Annotated in this window: 20 protein-coding genes and 1 tRNA gene; 17 read left to right on the top strand and 4 right to left on the bottom strand. The window is 48.0% G+C overall.

Annotation, left to right across the window (positions count from 1 at the left end; translation table 11 throughout):
* Positions 1 to 80 precede the first annotated feature (80 nt).
* On the bottom strand, positions 81 to 380 hold the full coding sequence (locus IEV98_RS14860) for a hypothetical protein (protein WP_188506815.1): 300 nt from the start codon (positions 378 to 380) through the stop codon (positions 81 to 83).
* 108 nt (positions 381 to 488) lie between these two features.
* On the opposite strand from IEV98_RS14860, the gene IEV98_RS14855 reads away from it, so the two are divergent.
* From IEV98_RS14855 to IEV98_RS14840, 4 genes are all read left to right on the top strand, one after another.
* Entirely contained in the window at positions 489 to 1,646 is a 1,158-nt protein-coding gene (locus tag IEV98_RS14855; protein ID WP_229738781.1) for a tetratricopeptide repeat protein, read from the top strand.
* Positions 1,647 to 1,774: 128 nt separating this feature from the next.
* Entirely contained in the window at positions 1,775 to 2,680 is a 906-nt protein-coding gene (locus IEV98_RS14850) for a DnaJ C-terminal domain-containing protein (RefSeq protein ID WP_188506813.1), read from the top strand.
* A gap of 11 nt (positions 2,681 to 2,691) precedes the next feature.
* Positions 2,692 to 2,976: a chaperone modulator CbpM gene (locus IEV98_RS14845; RefSeq protein WP_188506812.1), complete on the top strand. Its 285-nt coding sequence runs from the start codon at positions 2,692 to 2,694 to the stop codon at positions 2,974 to 2,976.
* A 144-nt stretch (positions 2,977 to 3,120) separates the two neighbouring features.
* A complete protein-coding gene (locus tag IEV98_RS14840) occupies positions 3,121 to 3,555 on the top strand; it encodes an SRPBCC family protein (RefSeq protein WP_188506811.1) in 435 nt (144 codons plus the stop codon).
* Between the two features lie 109 nt (positions 3,556 to 3,664).
* Here the strand turns inward: IEV98_RS14840 and IEV98_RS14835 are convergent, their stop codons facing one another.
* Positions 3,665 to 4,396 (bottom strand): YggS family pyridoxal phosphate-dependent enzyme, encoded by a 732-nt coding sequence (locus tag IEV98_RS14835; RefSeq protein WP_188506810.1) that lies wholly within the window; start codon positions 4,394 to 4,396, stop codon positions 3,665 to 3,667.
* Between the two features lie 29 nt (positions 4,397 to 4,425).
* Positions 4,426 to 4,872 carry a GNAT family N-acetyltransferase gene (locus IEV98_RS14830; RefSeq protein WP_188506809.1) on the bottom strand — a complete coding sequence of 149 codons (447 nt, stop codon included), beginning with the start codon at positions 4,870 to 4,872 and terminating at the stop codon, positions 4,426 to 4,428.
* A gap of 88 nt (positions 4,873 to 4,960) precedes the next feature.
* Between IEV98_RS14830 and pdxR the strand changes: the two genes are divergently transcribed.
* The 3 genes from pdxR to IEV98_RS14815 all read left to right on the top strand — a co-directional run bounded on the left by pdxR (position 4,961) and on the right by IEV98_RS14815 (position 9,266).
* The gene (gene pdxR, locus IEV98_RS14825) at positions 4,961 to 6,442 is read left to right on the top strand and encodes a MocR-like pyridoxine biosynthesis transcription factor PdxR (RefSeq protein ID WP_188506808.1); all 1,482 of its coding nucleotides are present in this window, start codon (positions 4,961 to 4,963) and stop codon (positions 6,440 to 6,442) included.
* 212 nt (positions 6,443 to 6,654) lie between these two features.
* Entirely contained in the window at positions 6,655 to 8,643 is a 1,989-nt protein-coding gene (locus IEV98_RS14820) for an ATP-binding protein (RefSeq protein ID WP_188506807.1), read from the top strand.
* Positions 8,640 to 9,266, top strand: coding sequence for a response regulator transcription factor (locus IEV98_RS14815; protein WP_188506806.1), 627 nt, complete (start codon positions 8,640 to 8,642; stop codon positions 9,264 to 9,266). The genes IEV98_RS14820 and IEV98_RS14815 overlap by 4 nt, the downstream gene beginning before the upstream one ends.
* A gap of 419 nt (positions 9,267 to 9,685) precedes the next feature.
* On the opposite strand, the gene IEV98_RS14810 is transcribed toward IEV98_RS14815, so the two are convergent.
* A tRNA-Ser gene (locus tag IEV98_RS14810) sits at positions 9,686 to 9,773 on the bottom strand.
* 287 nt (positions 9,774 to 10,060) lie between these two features.
* On the opposite strand from IEV98_RS14810, the gene IEV98_RS14805 reads away from it, so the two are divergent.
* The 10 genes from IEV98_RS14805 to IEV98_RS14760 are packed head-to-tail and all read left to right on the top strand — an operon-like array spanning position 10,061 to position 17,214.
* Positions 10,061 to 10,450: a hypothetical protein gene (locus IEV98_RS14805; RefSeq protein WP_188506805.1), complete on the top strand. Its 390-nt coding sequence runs from the start codon at positions 10,061 to 10,063 to the stop codon at positions 10,448 to 10,450.
* Positions 10,451 to 10,507: 57 nt separating this feature from the next.
* Complete coding sequence (locus tag IEV98_RS14800) at positions 10,508 to 11,056, top strand: Pvc16 family protein (protein ID WP_262892487.1); 549 nt, start codon at positions 10,508 to 10,510, stop codon at positions 11,054 to 11,056.
* A gap of 2 nt (positions 11,057 to 11,058) precedes the next feature.
* Complete coding sequence (locus tag IEV98_RS14795) at positions 11,059 to 11,763, top strand: hypothetical protein (protein WP_188506803.1); 705 nt, start codon at positions 11,059 to 11,061, stop codon at positions 11,761 to 11,763.
* A 20-nt stretch (positions 11,764 to 11,783) separates the two neighbouring features.
* Complete coding sequence (locus IEV98_RS14790) at positions 11,784 to 13,283, top strand: phage tail sheath family protein (RefSeq protein WP_188506802.1); 1,500 nt, start codon at positions 11,784 to 11,786, stop codon at positions 13,281 to 13,283.
* Positions 13,284 to 13,329: 46 nt separating this feature from the next.
* On the top strand, positions 13,330 to 13,779 hold the full coding sequence (locus tag IEV98_RS14785) for a phage tail protein (protein ID WP_188506801.1): 450 nt from the start codon (positions 13,330 to 13,332) through the stop codon (positions 13,777 to 13,779).
* A gap of 27 nt (positions 13,780 to 13,806) precedes the next feature.
* A complete protein-coding gene (locus IEV98_RS14780) occupies positions 13,807 to 14,280 on the top strand; it encodes a phage tail protein (RefSeq protein ID WP_188506800.1) in 474 nt (157 codons plus the stop codon).
* Positions 14,280 to 14,441 carry a DUF5908 family protein gene (locus IEV98_RS14775; protein WP_188506799.1) on the top strand — a complete coding sequence of 54 codons (162 nt, stop codon included), beginning with the start codon at positions 14,280 to 14,282 and terminating at the stop codon, positions 14,439 to 14,441. The genes IEV98_RS14780 and IEV98_RS14775 overlap by 1 nt, the downstream gene beginning before the upstream one ends.
* 1 nt (position 14,442) lies before the next feature.
* On the top strand, positions 14,443 to 15,093 hold the full coding sequence (locus IEV98_RS14770; RefSeq protein WP_307726861.1) for a CIS tube protein: 651 nt from the start codon (positions 14,443 to 14,445) through the stop codon (positions 15,091 to 15,093).
* Positions 15,093 to 16,880 (top strand): type VI secretion system tip protein VgrG, encoded by a 1,788-nt coding sequence (gene vgrG / locus IEV98_RS14765; RefSeq protein WP_188506797.1) that lies wholly within the window; start codon positions 15,093 to 15,095, stop codon positions 16,878 to 16,880. Before IEV98_RS14770 ends, vgrG begins: the two co-directional genes overlap by 1 nt.
* A 34-nt stretch (positions 16,881 to 16,914) precedes the next feature.
* Positions 16,915 to 17,214, top strand: a complete 300-nt coding sequence (locus IEV98_RS14760) for a PAAR domain-containing protein (RefSeq protein WP_188506796.1) — start codon at positions 16,915 to 16,917, stop codon at positions 17,212 to 17,214.

Below are 17,214 nucleotides of genomic sequence, written 5' to 3'. Positions count from 1 at the left end.
GCAAACCAATTAATTATAAACTTAACAAAAAGTCCTGATTGCTTAGCAATCGGGACTTTTTGTTACCGCTCGATAACGTATTATCCATTCCGATTACCGTCCATTTCCTGCTGTTGGCGGAGTTGATCGACATTGTTCTTGTTGCCGAAGTCTTCGGTTGTTTCCGAAAAAGTGCCCAGTAGTTCGGTAATTGCGTCTGAATTTTCCGCTGTACGCTGATAGATATCGGGGAGTATCTTTTCCAGCCGACTGTCGCCCAATTCGATGTTGTCCACTTCAATCTTGCCGATCTTTTCCAGAACCGCTTGTTGGCTTCGTTTCAAATCATCCAATTCGCGGACGATTTTTTCCATCAATTCAAATTTCTTCAACTTATCCATAATACCTTTTTTTCTATTTACCATAACAAGGAAATGCGGAAAAGGTTTTTATTTAACTAATTAATTAGTTATATTGCGAAGGTTTTAGTTATGAAAGAATTGGATGATATGACAAAGGTTATCCTTTACGTTTCGGCATTATGCACCGTGCTGTTGTGGGGTGCGACGGGCCGTGCCCAGGAACAACGGCCGGACAACGATAAGTTGCTCGAACTTTATCAAACCCAACAATATCGTGAGGCTGCAGTATATCTGCAAACGTTTTATCCCGATACGATAACGGATCCGGCGGTGCTGGGTCGTTTGGGTTATTGCTATCGCATGGCGGGTGATTATGTACAAGCGGAGCGATATTACCAACAGTTATATGCGATGGATAGCCTACGCGTTTCTACGTTGTTGAATCTGGCGACCGTCAATGTGCAGCGTAGGCTTTATCCGCAGGCAACAGGATATTACCTGCGTATTATTGCGATAGATAGCAACCACGTAAGGGCGTATCGCGCGCTTTCCCACCTGATGAAACGCAGCGGGAATGCGGCGTCTGCCTATGATTACCTGCAACGAGCGAATCATATTCAGCCACTGAACAGCGAAGTCGCATTCGATTTTGCCCAGCTGTGCTTGGACCAGGAACAATACGGACGGGCCGATTCTGTCTTACAGCGCGCTTTAGAAGCAGATCCGAACAACGGTTTGCTGCTGCTGGGTAAAATCAAAGTGGCCGGCAAAATGAAGCGATACCAGGAGGTGATAACGGTAGGCGGGCAGTTGCTCGAACAGGGCGATGACAGCCAACAGGTCCTGTCGTTAATGGCCCGTGGGTATTTCCATACGGATGATTTCATTCGTTGCGAGGAAACGTACAAACAGTTGCTGGAGGTCCATGGGCAGATGGGGGAGACCGATTACTACTATCTGGCGATGGCTTATAGGGCAATGAAGCGATATCAGGAGGGGTTGGAATGTATGGATAAGGTGTTGACGCTTGCAATTTCTCCGAATACGGCGTTCTATTATGGGCGAAAGGGCGACCTGCACGACCTCGCGAACCAACCATCCGCCGCGGTATCTAACTATTTGCGCAGCTTTCAATTTGAGGTCATTCCGTTGCACTATTACAGTATGGCCATCGTGTATGATCGCAAACTGAGCGATGCACGTAACGCCTTGCGGTATTATCGGCAATACCTGAAGCAAAACCTGTCAGAGGAAGAACGTATTTACATCGATTACGTACAAAAGCGGATCAAGGAACTGGAATAGCGGTAACGTTTAATTATTAGCTGCCGTAAACCAACAGTTGCTTGATTTTTTTGTTGTACTGAAACCGCTAATGCGGTAAGTGGACAATAAAAAGTATAAAGGGATGAATCAATCAGTGCTTTTTTTAAATGGATTATGTTGACTATTATAAAATCTTGGGTGTAGGCAAAGACGCTTCTGCCGATGATATCAAAAAAGCTTACCGGAAGCTAGCCAGGAAGCACCATCCCGATCTGAATCCCAATGACCCAGAAGCTGGAAAGTTTTTCCAACAGCTCAATGAAGCGAATGAAGTATTGGGAGACCCGCAAAAAAGGGAAAGGTATGATCAGTATGGGAAGGATTGGAAACATGCGGAACAATTTGAACAAGCCAAGCAACAGCAGGCGACCGGGCATGGTAATCCGTTCTCTGGGGACGGAGGCGACTTCGGCGGTGGGGCATATTCGTATACCGGTGGTGGCGACTTCTCGGATTTCTTTGCTTCCATGTTTGGGAACCGCGGTGCCGGCAGACCGGCTAAATTCAAGGGGCAGGATTATCATGCATCCCTTACGGTCGACTTGTCCGAAGCATACCATACCCATCAACAGGTGTTTACCATACAGGGGAAAAATATCCGTATAACGGTGCCTGCTGGTATTGAAAATGGACAGGAGATCAAGCTGCCCGGCTACGGTGCTCCAGGCGTAAACGGTGGGCCAAACGGCGACCTCTATATTGCATTTGACGTTAAAAACAATACTTCTTTTGAACGACAGGGGAATAATCTCTATAAGCAGATACCGCTCGATCTTTATAAGGCGATGCTGGGCGGCGAGGAGATCATAGACACCTTATCGGGTAAGGTGAAGTTGAAAGTTTCGCCGGAGACACAGAACGGTACCAAAGTGCGTGTGAAGGGCAAGGGATTCCCGGTCTATAAAAAGGAGGGTACTTTTGGTGATCTTTACGTTACCTTCCAAATACAGTTACCCACGGGGCTTACCGCCAAAGAAAAAGAACTGTTTGAACAACTTTCCAAGGAACGTTAACCGATACAGCCATGAAAAAAACAAAAAGAATAGCTGTGGAACAATGTTGTACCTATTACAACATCGAAACTTCATTTGTCGTGCAATTGCATGAACATGGTTTGATTGAGTTGAGCCGTTCCGGAGAAAAGTCGTTTATCGAATATGACCAACTGCCCAATCTGGAAAAGTATATACGGATGCATGATGAATTGGAAATCAACATCGCTGGAATGGAAGCCATCGGGCACCTCCTTGAGCGTTTGCAAAATCTCCAACAGGAATTAAAACGACTTCGGGATATACGTAGGCATTAAACGGGACGCCATGATTCACCTATTTTTTTTTATTTTAGCCGTCATTGGGTCTCAGGACGCGATCAATACGGACGAACCCAGGCAAAGGATTACTTTCATTAAGGCTGAGGAAAGAAAAGAGATTGAATGGTATAATACTGGATTATGGAGCAAACATACAATATAGAACATCTGGTTGATATCAAGGTGCCATCTTCAGTCGTATTTGGCGCATTGACTACCGCTGAAGGACTGGCCGAGGTATGGACAGGGGAATTGTCGGTGGAACCGATAGTAGGCTTTGTGAATGAATTCCGATTCGGTTCGGCTGTCGACAGGATGAAAATCACCACATTGGAAAAGGACAAACGAATTGTTTGGGAGGTTATTGATTCAGACCCCGAATGGGTTGGTACAGTCATATCATTTGACCTGCGTGAAAATAAGGGCCAGACAATCGTTACGCTCAAGCAAGAGAAATGGCGGGCGGTGACTGATATGTTCAGGTCCTGCAATTATCATTGGGGTTTTTTCCTCTACAGTCTCAAGTCTTATTGCGAAGATGGCAAGGGGATTCCTTACCAGGCAAGAACGTTTTAACTGCGGCTTTTTCGACCGGGATTTCCGTGTATCGCCTGGATGGATTTCAAAAGACAGTGGCCAGCTTTAACATCCTGGATAGCCATTTTGGCCGCTTCCGTTAGGATTATCACTTGTTTTCATTCCAGTAATAGCTATCAGGTGTTGGCCGTTGCCCGAAGATAGCGGTGCCCACCCGAACGATGGTCGCACCCTCTCCAATAGCAGTTTCTAGGTCGCCACTCATACCCATCGACAATTCCTTCATTTCGACGCCCGGCAGGGCCAACGCAATCAGTTGTTGTTGGATATCCCTGAGCAACCGGAAACATCGTCGTGTTTTCTCGGCCTCCGAGCTTAACAGGCCTATTGTCATTAACCCTTTGATGTTCAGCGATTCCATGTTTGCTACCTGCTTTACCAGTTCGACGGTCTTGTCGGGACTTATGCCGAATTTGCTTTCCTCATCGGATGTATTCACCTGGATCAGTACATCCATGGTTTTGTTTTCGGCAAGCAGGCGCCGATTCAGTTTTTCTGCGAGGTCGAAGCGGTCGAGCGATTGAAGGCAGGATACGCCATATTTCAGGATGTCCTTGATCTTATTGGTCTGTAGGTGACCGATGAAATGACTGGTGTGTGGAATTTCCTGCAGGATTCCGTATTTTTCCTTGAGTTCCTGCACTTTGTTTTCGGCGATGAGGGTTTGCCCGGCCTGCAATGCGATCTTAATGCATTCGGCGGCAACGGTCTTGGTGGCTAGCAGCAGTTTCACGGTACTTGGATCCCTGCCGCTCTCGCGGCAGGCGTTGCTAATACGCTCCTTTATGGTCGCCATATTCTCGATGATTTTCTCGGTCATGCTTCGGTTGTTAGCTGTTTGACTCATTGCTAGTTCCACCAATGATAATAGTTGTGCAGACCATCATATGCAAAACCGCAACGAGGGTATAGGCTGTTACCGATGTCGTTCGTTTTCTCTGTCTCAAGCATCAAGCCGCAGGCTCCCGTTTCTTCGCACCACTGTTTGCTGCGGTCGATCAGCGCCACGGATAGCCCCTTGCTTCGATGATCGGGGTGTACGAACAGGTCACTCAGCAACCATTGTTTCTCGAGCTTAATGTAATGATAAAGTTCATACAATTGAACAAACCCCACGGCTTTATCGCCGGCATAAACCAAAAAGATGTGGGATTGATTGTTGCGTAACCGCTCGCGAATGAATGCTCTGCATTTTTCGTAATCGCTTGCTTGGCGATAGAAGACCCGGTAATGATCGAATAATTCTGCTACTTCGTTTACATGTTCCAGGTTTGCTTTCTTGATTTTGTAGTCCATTACTTAAATTATATTGATGTATGTGGCAAAACTACCTGTTTATAGGACTACCTTTGTGGTCCAGATTTTATACAATAGGTAGTCCAGTATGTTTCCGTACGAACACGTCATATACTTCGATAGAGCAAGTAAGATTCCAGTTTACCGCCAGATTGCTATTTCCATCACCAATGCAATCAGGAACGGCATACTAAAAGCCGAAACGCGTTTACCGGGCAGCCGGGAATTAGCCAAAACATTGGGCATTCATCGCAAGACCGTAATCGCCGCATATGAGGAACTGGATGCCCAGGGTTGGATCACGGTGATTCCACGGAAATGTGTTTCGGTCGCGGCACATATTCCGTCGCTTAAACCCCAGAAATGGATCGCTGGAGACATACCCGCATCCTATGAAAATGATTTGAATCTACCGTTTCGCATTGTTGAGGAACATATTGCCGATGAAGATGCCGGATCCGTTCCCGAAATCATTATCGATGATGGGCATCCCGATGTCAGGCTTTCACCCATAGCCGATTTGCTGAAAACCTATCGTTCGCTCACTTCCCGGAAATACGCCATTAAAAGCGCACATACCGGAACAACACAGGGCACCTTGAGCCTGCGGGAAGCGTTGGTAAGTTACTTATCGGTGACAAGGGGATTGAATAGTTCCGTTGAAAACCTACTAATTACACATGGCGCGCAAATGAGTATTTACCTAGCCGCGCAATTGCTTTTGGAGCGTTCATCCCGTGTCATTGTGGGCAAGCCAAACTATCCGGTTGCCAACAAGGCCTTTGAAGAAGCAGGTGCGAAGGTTATCGAAGTCGATGTGGATGACCAGGGAATCGATACGGACGCTATCGAGATCATCTGCGGTAAAGAAAGAATAAATGCCGTATATGTTATTCCACATCACCATTACCCTACGACTGTAACCCTGAATGTCGAACGGCGGATGAAATTGTTGGAACTTTCCAAACGGTTTTCTTTCGCTATTATCGAGGACGACTACGACTACGACTATCACTACGGATCTTCTCCGTACCTGCCACTGGCGAGTGCCCACCACCGTGGAAACGTGATCTATATCGGTTCATTCTCCAAGATACTGGACCCATCGCTGCGCATTGGATTCATGGTTGCTCCTAAGAACTTCGTTGCACAATGCATGGCTTTGCGGAGCGTCATCGACGTCAGCGGCGATGGATATATGCAGAATGCTTTAGCTACCTTGATGAATGGGGGTGAACTTAAAAGCCATATAAGAAAGGCAAAGAAAATCTATCACCGGCGTCGGTCATTTTTGGATAACCTATTGAAGGAAAAACTGGAGAAGTATGTCTCTTATGTGTTGCCTACCGGAGGAATGGCGATTTGGATAAAACTGAATCCTGCTTTCTCCCTTGCACAGCTAGCGCTAAATCCCCGGCTCCGGATTTCCAAGATTGACAAAGAGCGGAATGCATTCAGGTTTGGCTTCGCATCGCTGGACGAGACGGAACTGGAACAAGCGGTCGGGCTTTTAGAAACGGGGCTGCAACGTATGGAGGGGGGTGTTGCTAACCAGATAACTCAACGGTAGAAACCCTTGTTTTCGTGGATTGCGCAGGAAAATCGCCCTTGTTACATTTGATAGGTAACAAATCAGGAAGTTGATCGTTGCTGACTTCAGCATCCTACTCTTTGGCTTTGAGGTTGCGTATCCTGAAAAATGAGTTTAAATTTGATGCTGGTGAAAACAAATCTATCATGTGGGTCGTAGGCTGCAACGCTAACTGTTACAGGTGGTTAATTATGAAGTTAGTGCTTGGGTTGTGTGTCTTTGGAATACGCACCCTTTCTGCTCAGGATGCTGTTTCGCGCTATGCCGACAGCCTGTTGGAAAATGCTCGCCGGGCACCCACTACGGCATCAAAGATCGAAGGGCTGTTGGATGTCAGCATTTTTTGGACGGATTATGATACCGTAAAAGCTCGTGAATATTTGACTGAAGCCCGTCAACAGATGGGCAGATTGCCCACTGACTTTCAGAAAGGATTGTACCATCTTTATCACGCCAATATCTTAATGGACCACCATCCGCTACAGGCGAAGACGGAGTTTGCTGTGGCGGACAGTTTGTTGGCGACCGAAGTTTCTCCAAAAAGTTATTATTACCGGTCCAAACTCTGGAACAACTATGGCGTAGTGCTTCAAAAAGAAGATAAAAGTGAAGCCTTTATGGAAGTTGTCGTCCATAAAAGCCTGCCTTATGCGCGATTATCCGGCGATAGCGCACAGGTGGGTATGCAATTGCAAACCATGGGGCTGCTGTTGGGCAATGTATTAGATTATAAAAAAGCTGCCGCGTACTACCGACAGGCGCTTGGAGCTTTGCGCTTCGCTAGGGGCAAGGAGGATAAAAGGTTGGAAATACTCAACAATGCTGCAAAGAACGCGTTGTTGATGAAAGATGTTGATCAAGCAAAAGACTATTTGGATAGTGCTGGGCTTTATGTGCAGTCGCTCCCGCATTCAACCAATATTCCCGCCTTTTATCGAAATGAACTAACCTATTTCCGCCAGATCGGAGAAAAAGACAACGCATTGCAGAGCTATCAAAAGGGAATCTCGGCTGCCAAAGCATTGGGCGATGATTACATGCTCATGGACCTCAATTTTGAGCTTTATGCCCTATACCGGGACTTAGGCGAGTATCAAGCAGCTAGAACATATCTTGCTTCATCACGCGCATGGTATGACGATTTCAACAACGTGAAAAATCGTGCACTATACCATAATGAGATGGCCCGATTGGAGTACCAGCTGGGTGATTTCCGGTCGGCTTACCATCAAATGGATACCTTAAGGACACTGCTGGACTCCATCTACCAAGAAGATGTAAATTCAAAAGTGTTGAATTTTGAGCAACAGTATAAAACTACCGAAAGGGAAAACCGGATCCTTCGGCTGGAAGCAAAGAACCAGCAGCAGGAACTGAAAATAGCTAGGAGCCGTTGGTGGGGAGTGGCTTTGGGTGCGGCATTGCTATTGGCCCTATCCATCGCTTTCTTTTCTTGGAAAATAGGAAGGAATAACAAAAAGCTGCTTGCCCAAAATGAGCTGTTGCATGAAGAAGAGCTTCGTTCGGTCCGCCAGCAGGAACGGTTGCGGCAATACGATGCCATGCTCCAGGGTCAGGAGGCTGAAAGAAGCCGCTTGGCGAAAGATTTACATGATGGTTTGGGTGGGCTGTTGGCAGGTGTAAAATTGAAGCTATCTTCGATCGTAGCAAAAGCTGCCGGAAATGATTCGGGCGGCAACGGTGCCGTTCACGATGTTATCGATCAGCTGGATTATTCGGTTGACGAGCTGCGGCGGATTGCCCATAACATGATGCCCGAATCGCTGCGCTATGGTGGCTTGGTCCCTGCGTTGTCCGACCTGTGCCGTTATATGGGTACGCCCCAGATCGAAGTCGTGTTTCAGGACCTCGGGCTGAAAGATAGTTATACCGAGCAATTGCGTATCACCGTATATCGTGTTGTACAGGAGTTGCTGACCAATGCGGTCAAACACGCTGGAGCTGGTAAGATCATCCTGCAATGCAGTGAATTGGACAACTGGCTGTTCGTTACCGTGGAAGATAATGGGAAAGGGATGGAACTGATAAAAAATGACCAGGCAAACGGTCTTGGGCTGACGAATATCGAAAATCGAATTGCCTTATTAAATGGGAGTATGGAGTCACAATCGAATGCTGGAGAAGGAACAACGTTTAACATTCAGATACCTTTAAAATGAATAAAGAGCGGATTACCGTAATTATTGTCGATGACCATCCCGTCGTATTGCAGGGATTCGAATACATGCTGCAGGATGTGGAAGGCGTAAGGTTTGCGGGGAAGTTTGCAGATGCAGCAACGGCGTTAGGTTATCTGCAACATAACGCCGTTGATGTCATACTGCTCGATATCAACCTGCCGGATAGGAATGGTATTGACTTGTGCGAAGCAATCAAGCAGCTCAATCCGGATACGCGGATAATTGCCATCAGCAACATCAATGAATATAGCATTATCCAACGTATGCTTGCTGCAGGCGCCAATGGTTACTTGTTGAAGAACGCATCAGCCGATGAGGTTGTTATGGGAATCCAAAAAGCCATGGAAGGTGAGATGGTCTTTAGCAAAGGCATTGAGGATATTTTAAATGATCTTAAGACTGGCGATCTTCCCGTTATAACCCGCAGAGAAAAGGAGGTGCTTGCGTTGTTGGCAGCCGGATTGAGTTCGGTAGAAATCGGCGAAAAGATTTTCATCAGCCCGCTTACGGTGGAGAGCCACCGGCGCAACCTACTCCAAAAATTCAAGGTTACCAATGCTGCGGCACTGATACATAAAGCGACCGAGATGAAATATGTTTAATCAAACGATCTGCTCATTACCTGATCACCGCAAGCGGAGCACCGGCTATAGGTCGGTACAACAACAAACTATAGCTATAAAAATCTTCATCGGTCAGCCCAGGTAAGCTCAGGGTTTTACTGATTTTTATTACAAAAAGAATCCATGGTCGGAAGGCTTACTAAAAGAAAAACCCCTATAAACACATTGCTATAGGGGTTTGATACTAAACGATTCCGTTGTCGCGGAGAGAGAGGGATTGGCTGCGTTGCTCAATCCCAACACACAAGGGCCGCAGCCATCCAAGAGGGAGGTTTCAACCAAAATGAAGCCATACTCACTTCGTGAGCCTGTTTTGCCGTTTAACGCACCCTCGCTTAAGCAAGCTTGGCTCGGCCCGTAAACGACAAAACCCGACTTTCGTCGGGCTTCATTTTGGTTGGCGGAGAGGGAGGGATTCGAACCCTCGGTACCGTTAAGTACACACGCTTTCCAAGCGTGCTCGATCGACCACTCTGACACCTCTCCGAGCGGGTTGCAAAAATAAGCCTTTATTTTAGTAATTCAAATGAAATTGCTGAATTCGCCATATTAAAACCTTTTTGTATTTTTACGGGCTAAGAGGCGAAGTCTCCGACCAAATACGATACACTACCAAATACTACAAATACCATGAAAGCATGGCCGTATTAATTCGGCTAATCGACCTTCCGAGCATTTTTATACCTATGCTGTTGCTGGAAAATGACTGGGAACCGTTATTACGTTATTAATTGCATCCACATGATACCATTTGAAAAACATCTTACCAAAACATGCCTCAAAACAAATACGCATTGGCTAGATACAAGCTAATCGACCGGATTTTCCGAAGAAACACGTATGTAAAAACTGCTCAGCTAGTCGACCTGTGTAAGCAAGAATTGGGCTATTCCGTATCGCAACGAACGATACAGTTGGATCTTTGTGCCATGAAAGAAGATGCCTTCTTGGGTATTTATGCGCCTATTGCTTATTGCCGGAAGCGGAAATCGTATTATTATACAAAACGCGATTTCACCCTGCATCCCCTTTCTTTCACCGATGAGGAGGTAGATTTACTGGAGACCATTTGCAGCGTTATGGCAGATGACCTTGGCGGTAAGCATACCCAGGCATTGCATGCAATCGTCGATAAAATGAAACGATTTTATCAGGCGAAGTAAAACTTCGCCATCCCGTGATAGCTTAGTGGTGCAAAAACAGCTACCTGCAATACGACTATGTACAAGATTCTGTCCGGTTTGACCGCTTCACTAAATGATCATTTACGGATCATGTTTCGGCTGAAGGAGGATATCGTACTTCTTTCGCCGCTTAAGGATACTTCCGGAAACCTGCCTACAAACCGTGTCAGTATATGCCTCACAGGTATTGAGCGCGAAACTGCCGGAGGCATAAGTTTCGGCCAGAGGCCAGCAGGACAAAACAAGGTAGGCCTTTCGGCACCATCATGGCATCTCAATGTTTTTGTACTCATTGCAGTGGTATTCCCCGAAAAGCAATACGGCGAGTCGATACGTATTTTGACCGCAATCATTTCTTATCTGCAAAAAAACACGGTACTTCCGCTGGACGATGTGGATCGGCCGGTATCCGTGGATCCTGTTAACCTGTCATCTCATGACCTTTCGAACTTATGGAGCATGATGGGGATTAGCTATATCCCTTCTGTGTTTTGCCGGATGCGAATGCTGACGATCGATGAGCAGGAAATCATCGACTTATCTGCGGTGGTCGGCGAACAACAGTTAGACACCGGAACCGTTTAATCATGGGCAGTCACACCTCATACCAAGTAGTCCATACGGTGGTCATCAGCCATGATTATTTTACCGACAGCACTTGCCGCGTGGATGTGGTGCCTACGGGAGCAACGCTTCGGGCAATGAATAACGGCGGGTTTCTTTTCCGGCAGCAAGATGCCTGTACCTGGGTTGTGCTCTGCTCGGTGGTTGCCGGTAGCCATTCTACAGCCTTGGATTTTGAAATCAGGCACCACGCACCATCTTTTTATTATTATTCGCGTTTTGACGACGATGTACCCAAAGATGCATCGTATTCGCTGACTTACGTGGGTAAGAAGGGGGTATGGGCCTTGATGACGGTCAGTGCGGATGCATTTGATGGGAGCGACCGAACATCGGTAATACCGATTCGCAGCAAGGAGAAATACTGGGAAATCATCTTGTTTTCCAAACATGGAAAGCTGAGTAATCGGTTGACTTTGGAAGACGAACAAGGACATCTTTCGTTTTCCGAAGGAACGCCGGTTGAAGTGCCTGGCGTTGCCTATCAAGCCTTACGTTTTGTATCGCTGACACCGGTTTCACTTCGTGACCGGTATCCCTACCGTATCCGCTTGATGGAACAGTTGCGCCAGAGCCGGATAACACTTTGCGGTATCGCCGCACCCCAACCCGCTGTATCATCACATTTCGACCCTCAGGGGGCGATTACAGTATATTGTTATTGTTAATCTTTATATTCTTAATGCTTATGTCTATTATGAAAACACCCGGGGTTTATGTCGTTGAGAAGAACGCGTTCCCCAGTTCCGTTGTCGAAGTGGCAACTGCCGTTCCGGCATTTGTCGGCTTTACGGAAAAAGCCGAAAATGGTAACAAGTCCCTGCTGGATAAGCCGTGGCGGATCGCTTCCATGGCCGAATACCACGCATATTTCGGGGGAGCACCAGCACCAGCTTTCACACTTAGCGCATCGGAGGATGGTCAAAAGGCGGATTTGGTGAGCGCCTATGGACGCTTCAATGTAACGCGGGAGACTACCTTTTCGCTGTATTACAATATGCTGCTATTTTTTGCCAACGGTGGCGGGCCATGTTACGTGGTCTCGGTGGGCGATTACACCAGTGATCCCGCTGCCGATGCCTTTTTAGGCGGTATCAACCAATTGCTCAGGGAGCAGGAGCCGACGATGCTGGTCATCCCAGAAGCGGTGAATCTAAGTAGCGATGGGTGCAAAACTGTCCAGGAAGCGATGCTTAAGCATTGCGGTTATGAGATGAGGTCCAGGTTCGCCATTGTAGATGTGTTTGAAGGTAACAAAGAACGCACGGATCCAGCTGGTGATGTGGTCAATGACTTCCGCGAATATATTGGCAGTAATTTTCTGGATTTTGGTGCGGCATATTATCCCTGGTTGAATACAACACTGGTGCAAGATGGGGATCTGGACTACCGTAGCCTATCGGATATTGGGCCCTTGAAGGACCTGCTGAAGCAAGAAGCCGAAAAAAGCGCAATCGTAGGGTTTTCAGAGCTTGTGGACGGACTGGAAGCCACCAAAGACGATGAGCTTACGGCAGAAGCCAAGCAAGTGATCACAACGAATCACAAGATACTCTACCAGGTGAGCCCGATATACCGGGATATACTCAAGGAAATCCGCTTTAAATTGAACACGTTGCCACCTTCGGCCGCTATGGCGGGCGTATTTACGCTGGTTGACAATTCAAAAGGGGTTTGGAAAGCCCCTGCAAACGTCAGTATTGCTGCTGTAAATAGCCCCTGCTGTACAGTATCGCACGCTCAGCAAGAGGATCTCAACGTGCCCATCAGCGGGAAAGCGATCAATGCCATACGCTCCTTTGTTGGCGAGGGTATCAAAGTTTGGGGAGCGCGTACGCTCGATGGCAATTCCCTGGATTGGCGTTACATCAATGTACGGCGTACGATCATCATGATCGAGGAATCGATCAAAAATGCCGCTCGTGCATACGTGTTCGATCCTAACACAGCCAATACGTGGGTAAGTGTGCGGAGCATGGTCAGTAACTTCCTGACGAGCGTGTGGAAACGGGGCGGACTGGCTGGATCCACACCGGATGATGCATTCAGTGTGCATATCGGCCTGGGTGAGACCATGACCCCGGAAGATATTCTGGAAGGCATCATGCGTGTGACCGTGCTGGTAGCTGTCGTGCGGCCGGCTGAGTTCATCGAGATCACGTTTCAGCAGCAAATGCAAAAAAGTTAAGTTCAATTACAATTACATTTTTTAATCCTTTTAAAAATCGAATATCATGGCAGGAGAAGCACAAGATAAAGTATGGCCGTTGCCGAAGTTTTATTTTCAGGTCAAAGTTGCCGATCAGGAAGTTGCCTTTCAAGAGGTCTCCGGGTTGGATATTGAAGCGCAGGTTGTTGAATACCGGCATGGCAACAGTCCAGAGTTTTCCACGATCAAAATGCCGGGCATCAAGAAGTCAAGCAACGTTACGTTGAAGAAGGGTGTGTTCAAAGGCGATAATTTCTTCTGGGACTGGTTTAACAAGATCAAGATGAATACCATTGAGCGTAAATCTATGGTGATCAGTTTGTTGGATGAAGGCGGTAATCCGACGATGACTTGGACGTTGATCAATGCATGGCCCACCAAGATAACGGGTACGGATATGAAGTCCGATGGAAACGAGGTGGCCGTGGAGACCATGGAAGTGGCGCATGAGGGCATCACCATTGCCAACAGTTAATCACCCACGTTGGGATAACCTATCGGTATGTTTGGACAATCAGGATGGTCACTTCCGGTGGCCTTCTACTTCAAAGTAACATTTTCGGGGCAGCAGGGCATCGAAGACATTGCCTTCCAAGAGGTATCGGGACTTAGTGCAGAGCTCGATATAGAGACCCAGCAAGAAGGCGGGGTAAATGATGCTGTGCTGCACCTGCCGAAGGGGATAAAGACAGGCCGGGTGAGTATGAAGCGTGCGATGTTGCCTGTAGGGAGCGGGGCAGGTGCCAGCCTCACGGAGTGGATAACGAACACGCTTAATTTTGACGAAGGCAAGCCAATACAGCCCCGTGATTTACTGATTCACTTGCTGGATGCCAAAGGAGAAACACTTCACCTGTGGGAGTGTGGCGGGGCTTACCCGGTCAAATGGGCTACAGAAAGCTTCGAATCGCAGAAAAATGCGGTTGCGATTATTAACCTGGAGTTTGCTTGCAAGACAATAAAACAAACAAAATAATGCCAATCATCATCAAGGAAATGGTGGTCAGAACCACTGTCGAAAAGTCCGCAACACAACCGGCGATGGATAGCGCCGCCGTAGCGAAACTGAAAACCGCTTTGCTGCGCGAAGTAGGCCTCGAACAGGAGCGTAAAAGCAATTGGAAAAAGGAACGCTAATATGTCGAAAATGGTCATATACGCGTATATGGACGTTAAGTTCGAACGCGATACGGGGAAATCATTTGCGCTGCAGGTCAATCCTTCGACGATTAGCTACAGCAAGAAAATCAAGAGTAGTTACGGCAATGCCCTGGGTGTTCAGAATCAGACACCCGAATATGCCTTTCACGATCCGGTTTCTTTCCAGTTTGAAACATTGCTCGATAGCACGGGCGCAGTGACAGACAGCCGGGACATTCCCCAACAGATCAATGAACTGGAGCAGGTGGTCTATGAAATCAACGGTGATATCCACACCCCAAATTACTTGAAGGTAAATTGGGGCAGCTTCATTTTCAAGGGAGGGTTAGTAAGCTTGGATTATAAGTTTACGCTTTTCGCATCAAGTGGAAAGCCGCTCCGCGTGACCATTATGTTCAACCTGATCGGCTACATGGACAAATGGCAGGCAGCTAAACAGGCGAACCTAAAGTCTCCAGACCTTTCTCGGGTTATCGAGCTGAAAGCTGATGAGAGTATCCCGTTTTGGTGTAATGAAATCTACGGCGATGCAACGTATTGTACGGATATCGCGCGGCTTAATGGATTGGCCGGCATAAAGGATGTGAAACCCGGAACGCGGTTGACGTTTCCACCATTGGTAAGGTAATGGCAAGAGCAGTATCAGCAAGTATAGGCGGGGCTGTGCGGTATACCGTAATGAGTGATGGAGCTGCCATCAATCCATTGTTTCAGCTCCTGTCTTTTACTATTCGCAACGAAGTAAACCGTATTGGTAAAGCGTTGCTTGTTTTCCGGGCAGGTGATATGCCTAATGCCACCATCCCAGAAAGTGAAGAGTCCACATTTTTGCCCGGAAAATCTGTCAGTATCGCTGCCGGATACGGCGATGACGAAGAGGTGTTATTTGAAGGTGTCGTGGTTTCTCATTCGGTGAGGGTACTCGGTGCCAATGATACCACCTTGGAGGTAGAGTGCCGGCATTACGCGGTACAAACAACTCAAAGCCGTTTCAATCGGGTATTCAACGATAAAACGGATAGTGATATCATCGCCACATTGCTTGGCGCCTATTCTCAAATCGACGCATCGGTGGCTTCCACGTCGGCCGTGCATCCCGAGGTCGTTCAGCATTGTTCAACCGATTGGGATTTTATCACCTCCCGGGCGGATGCAAACGGATTGGTTATCATAACCGATGGAAAGGCCGTCCGCGTAGCGAGGCCCGACGTATCGGGAGCGCCCACGGTTCGGGTCACCTACGGAATCGACCTGCTGGAATTCCACGGCGAGCTCAACGCCGCTGGCCAGCAGGATCAGGTCAGTGCGTTGGGTTGGGATCCAGCCACGCAATCGACTGTGGAAACACAGAGCGCCAGTCCAACATTGAATGACCAGGGGGATATCGATCAACAGAAGCTGGCAGCCGCAATTGCCAATACAGGTGAAACGATTTTCAATGCCACCAGCGATCAGGCAACGTTGCAGGCATGGGCGGATGCGAAGGTGTTGCGTTTGGGCCTTTCCCGTATCAGGGGTACGTGTAAATTCAACGGCGATGCGGGGGTAGTGCTCGGGGGGCTATTGGAATTGGAGGGCTTAGGTAGTCGGTTCAACGGTAACGCTTATGTAGGTGCTGTAGAACACACGCTGGATGAGACGGGCTGGTACACCACGGTGCAGCTGGGCTTGGATTCGGACGATATTACGCAACTGCCTGCAGTGACCGTGCCGCCTGCGTTTGGATTCGTCCCCGGCGTGCATGGGTTGTGCATCGGTGTGGTGTCGAAGCTGGATGCCGACCCCAGCAATGAATATCGCATTCAGGTAGAATTGCCCATGTATGACAAAAGCAACCAGTTGATTTGGGCGCGGCTAGCACAGGGGTGGGCTAGTGACGGCTTTGGCCTCTTCCATATGCCCGAGGTAGGAGACGAGGTTGTACTCGGGTTTTTGGGTGGAGATCCTGCTCATGCCATTGTATTGGGAAGCCTGTACAGCAGTAAGCGGAAACCGGCATACGAAATCACTGCGGAAAATGCGATACGGGCCATCACGACACGCTCGGGTATCGTTATCGAATTGGACGAAGAAAATAAGGTGGTAACCGTGAAAACCCCCTCCGGTAACAGCATCGAACTGAATGACAAAGACAAAGCAATGCGGCTAATTGACATGAACCAAAATAAGATTGAAATGGGGAGTAGTGGTGTGGTTATTGAATCGGCATCCTCGCTGACAATCAATGCAAAGACCGATGTAAGCATCAATGCCGGTACAGCACTGAAAGCGACCGCGAAGACGTCATTGGAAATCGGAGCAGCCAATGTAGAAGCTAAGGCTGATATGGCCCTTACCTTAAAAGGCAATGCCAAGGCGGAGGTGTCGGCAGCGGGGCAGACTGTTTTGCGGGGAGCCATGGTTATGATCAATTAACAAGGTCGTTGCGGTATACAAAAATAGAAAACAGATGCCACCAGCAGCACGAATAACAGACATGCACGCATGTCCGATGCAAACCCCGGGCTTGCCGCCCGTGCCCCATGTCGGTGGCCCGATTGTAGGCCCTGGGGTTCCTACGGTGTTAATCGGCGGGTTACCTGCCTCGGTGGTCGGCGATCTTTGCACTTGCGTAGGCCCACCAGATTCGGTGGTGATGGGATCTACTACCGTCTTTATCGGAGGGCGGCCGGCGGCGCGCCAAGGCGATAGCTGCGCGCATGGGGGCAGCATTATTTTGGGATTGCCAACGGTCATGATAGGAGGATAA

This window comes from Parapedobacter pyrenivorans (assembly GCF_014636865.1).
GTDB classification, from domain to species: Bacteria; Bacteroidota; Bacteroidia; order Sphingobacteriales; family Sphingobacteriaceae; genus Parapedobacter; species Parapedobacter pyrenivorans.
The sequence above is the reverse complement of the archived record's forward strand: the minus strand, read 5'-3'. Positions and strand labels throughout refer to the sequence as shown.

Coding starts and splice junctions, on each gene's coding strand:
- IEV98_RS14860 (WP_188506815.1), bottom strand. CDS start 380: ATGGATAAGTTGAAGAAATTTGAATTGATGGAAAAAATCGTCCGCGAA.
- IEV98_RS14855 (WP_229738781.1), top strand. CDS start 489: ATGACAAAGGTTATCCTTTACGTTTCGGCATTATGCACCGTGCTGTTG.
- IEV98_RS14850 (WP_188506813.1), top strand. CDS start 1,775: ATGGATTATGTTGACTATTATAAAATCTTGGGTGTAGGCAAAGACGCT.
- IEV98_RS14845 (WP_188506812.1), top strand. CDS start 2,692: ATGAAAAAAACAAAAAGAATAGCTGTGGAACAATGTTGTACCTATTAC.
- IEV98_RS14840 (WP_188506811.1), top strand. CDS start 3,121: ATGGAGCAAACATACAATATAGAACATCTGGTTGATATCAAGGTGCCA.
- IEV98_RS14835 (WP_188506810.1), bottom strand. CDS start 4,396: ATGACCGAGAAAATCATCGAGAATATGGCGACCATAAAGGAGCGTATT.
- IEV98_RS14830 (WP_188506809.1), bottom strand. CDS start 4,872: ATGGACTACAAAATCAAGAAAGCAAACCTGGAACATGTAAACGAAGTA.
- pdxR (WP_188506808.1), top strand. CDS start 4,961: ATGTTTCCGTACGAACACGTCATATACTTCGATAGAGCAAGTAAGATT.
- IEV98_RS14820 (WP_188506807.1), top strand. CDS start 6,655: ATGAAGTTAGTGCTTGGGTTGTGTGTCTTTGGAATACGCACCCTTTCT.
- IEV98_RS14815 (WP_188506806.1), top strand. CDS start 8,640: ATGAATAAAGAGCGGATTACCGTAATTATTGTCGATGACCATCCCGTC.
- IEV98_RS14805 (WP_188506805.1), top strand. CDS start 10,061: ATGCCTCAAAACAAATACGCATTGGCTAGATACAAGCTAATCGACCGG.
- IEV98_RS14800 (WP_262892487.1), top strand. CDS start 10,508: ATGTACAAGATTCTGTCCGGTTTGACCGCTTCACTAAATGATCATTTA.
- IEV98_RS14795 (WP_188506803.1), top strand. CDS start 11,059: ATGGGCAGTCACACCTCATACCAAGTAGTCCATACGGTGGTCATCAGC.
- IEV98_RS14790 (WP_188506802.1), top strand. CDS start 11,784: ATGTCTATTATGAAAACACCCGGGGTTTATGTCGTTGAGAAGAACGCG.
- IEV98_RS14785 (WP_188506801.1), top strand. CDS start 13,330: ATGGCAGGAGAAGCACAAGATAAAGTATGGCCGTTGCCGAAGTTTTAT.
- IEV98_RS14780 (WP_188506800.1), top strand. CDS start 13,807: ATGTTTGGACAATCAGGATGGTCACTTCCGGTGGCCTTCTACTTCAAA.
- IEV98_RS14775 (WP_188506799.1), top strand. CDS start 14,280: ATGCCAATCATCATCAAGGAAATGGTGGTCAGAACCACTGTCGAAAAG.
- IEV98_RS14770 (WP_307726861.1), top strand. CDS start 14,443: ATGTCGAAAATGGTCATATACGCGTATATGGACGTTAAGTTCGAACGC.
- vgrG (WP_188506797.1), top strand. CDS start 15,093: ATGGCAAGAGCAGTATCAGCAAGTATAGGCGGGGCTGTGCGGTATACC.
- IEV98_RS14760 (WP_188506796.1), top strand. CDS start 16,915: ATGCCACCAGCAGCACGAATAACAGACATGCACGCATGTCCGATGCAA.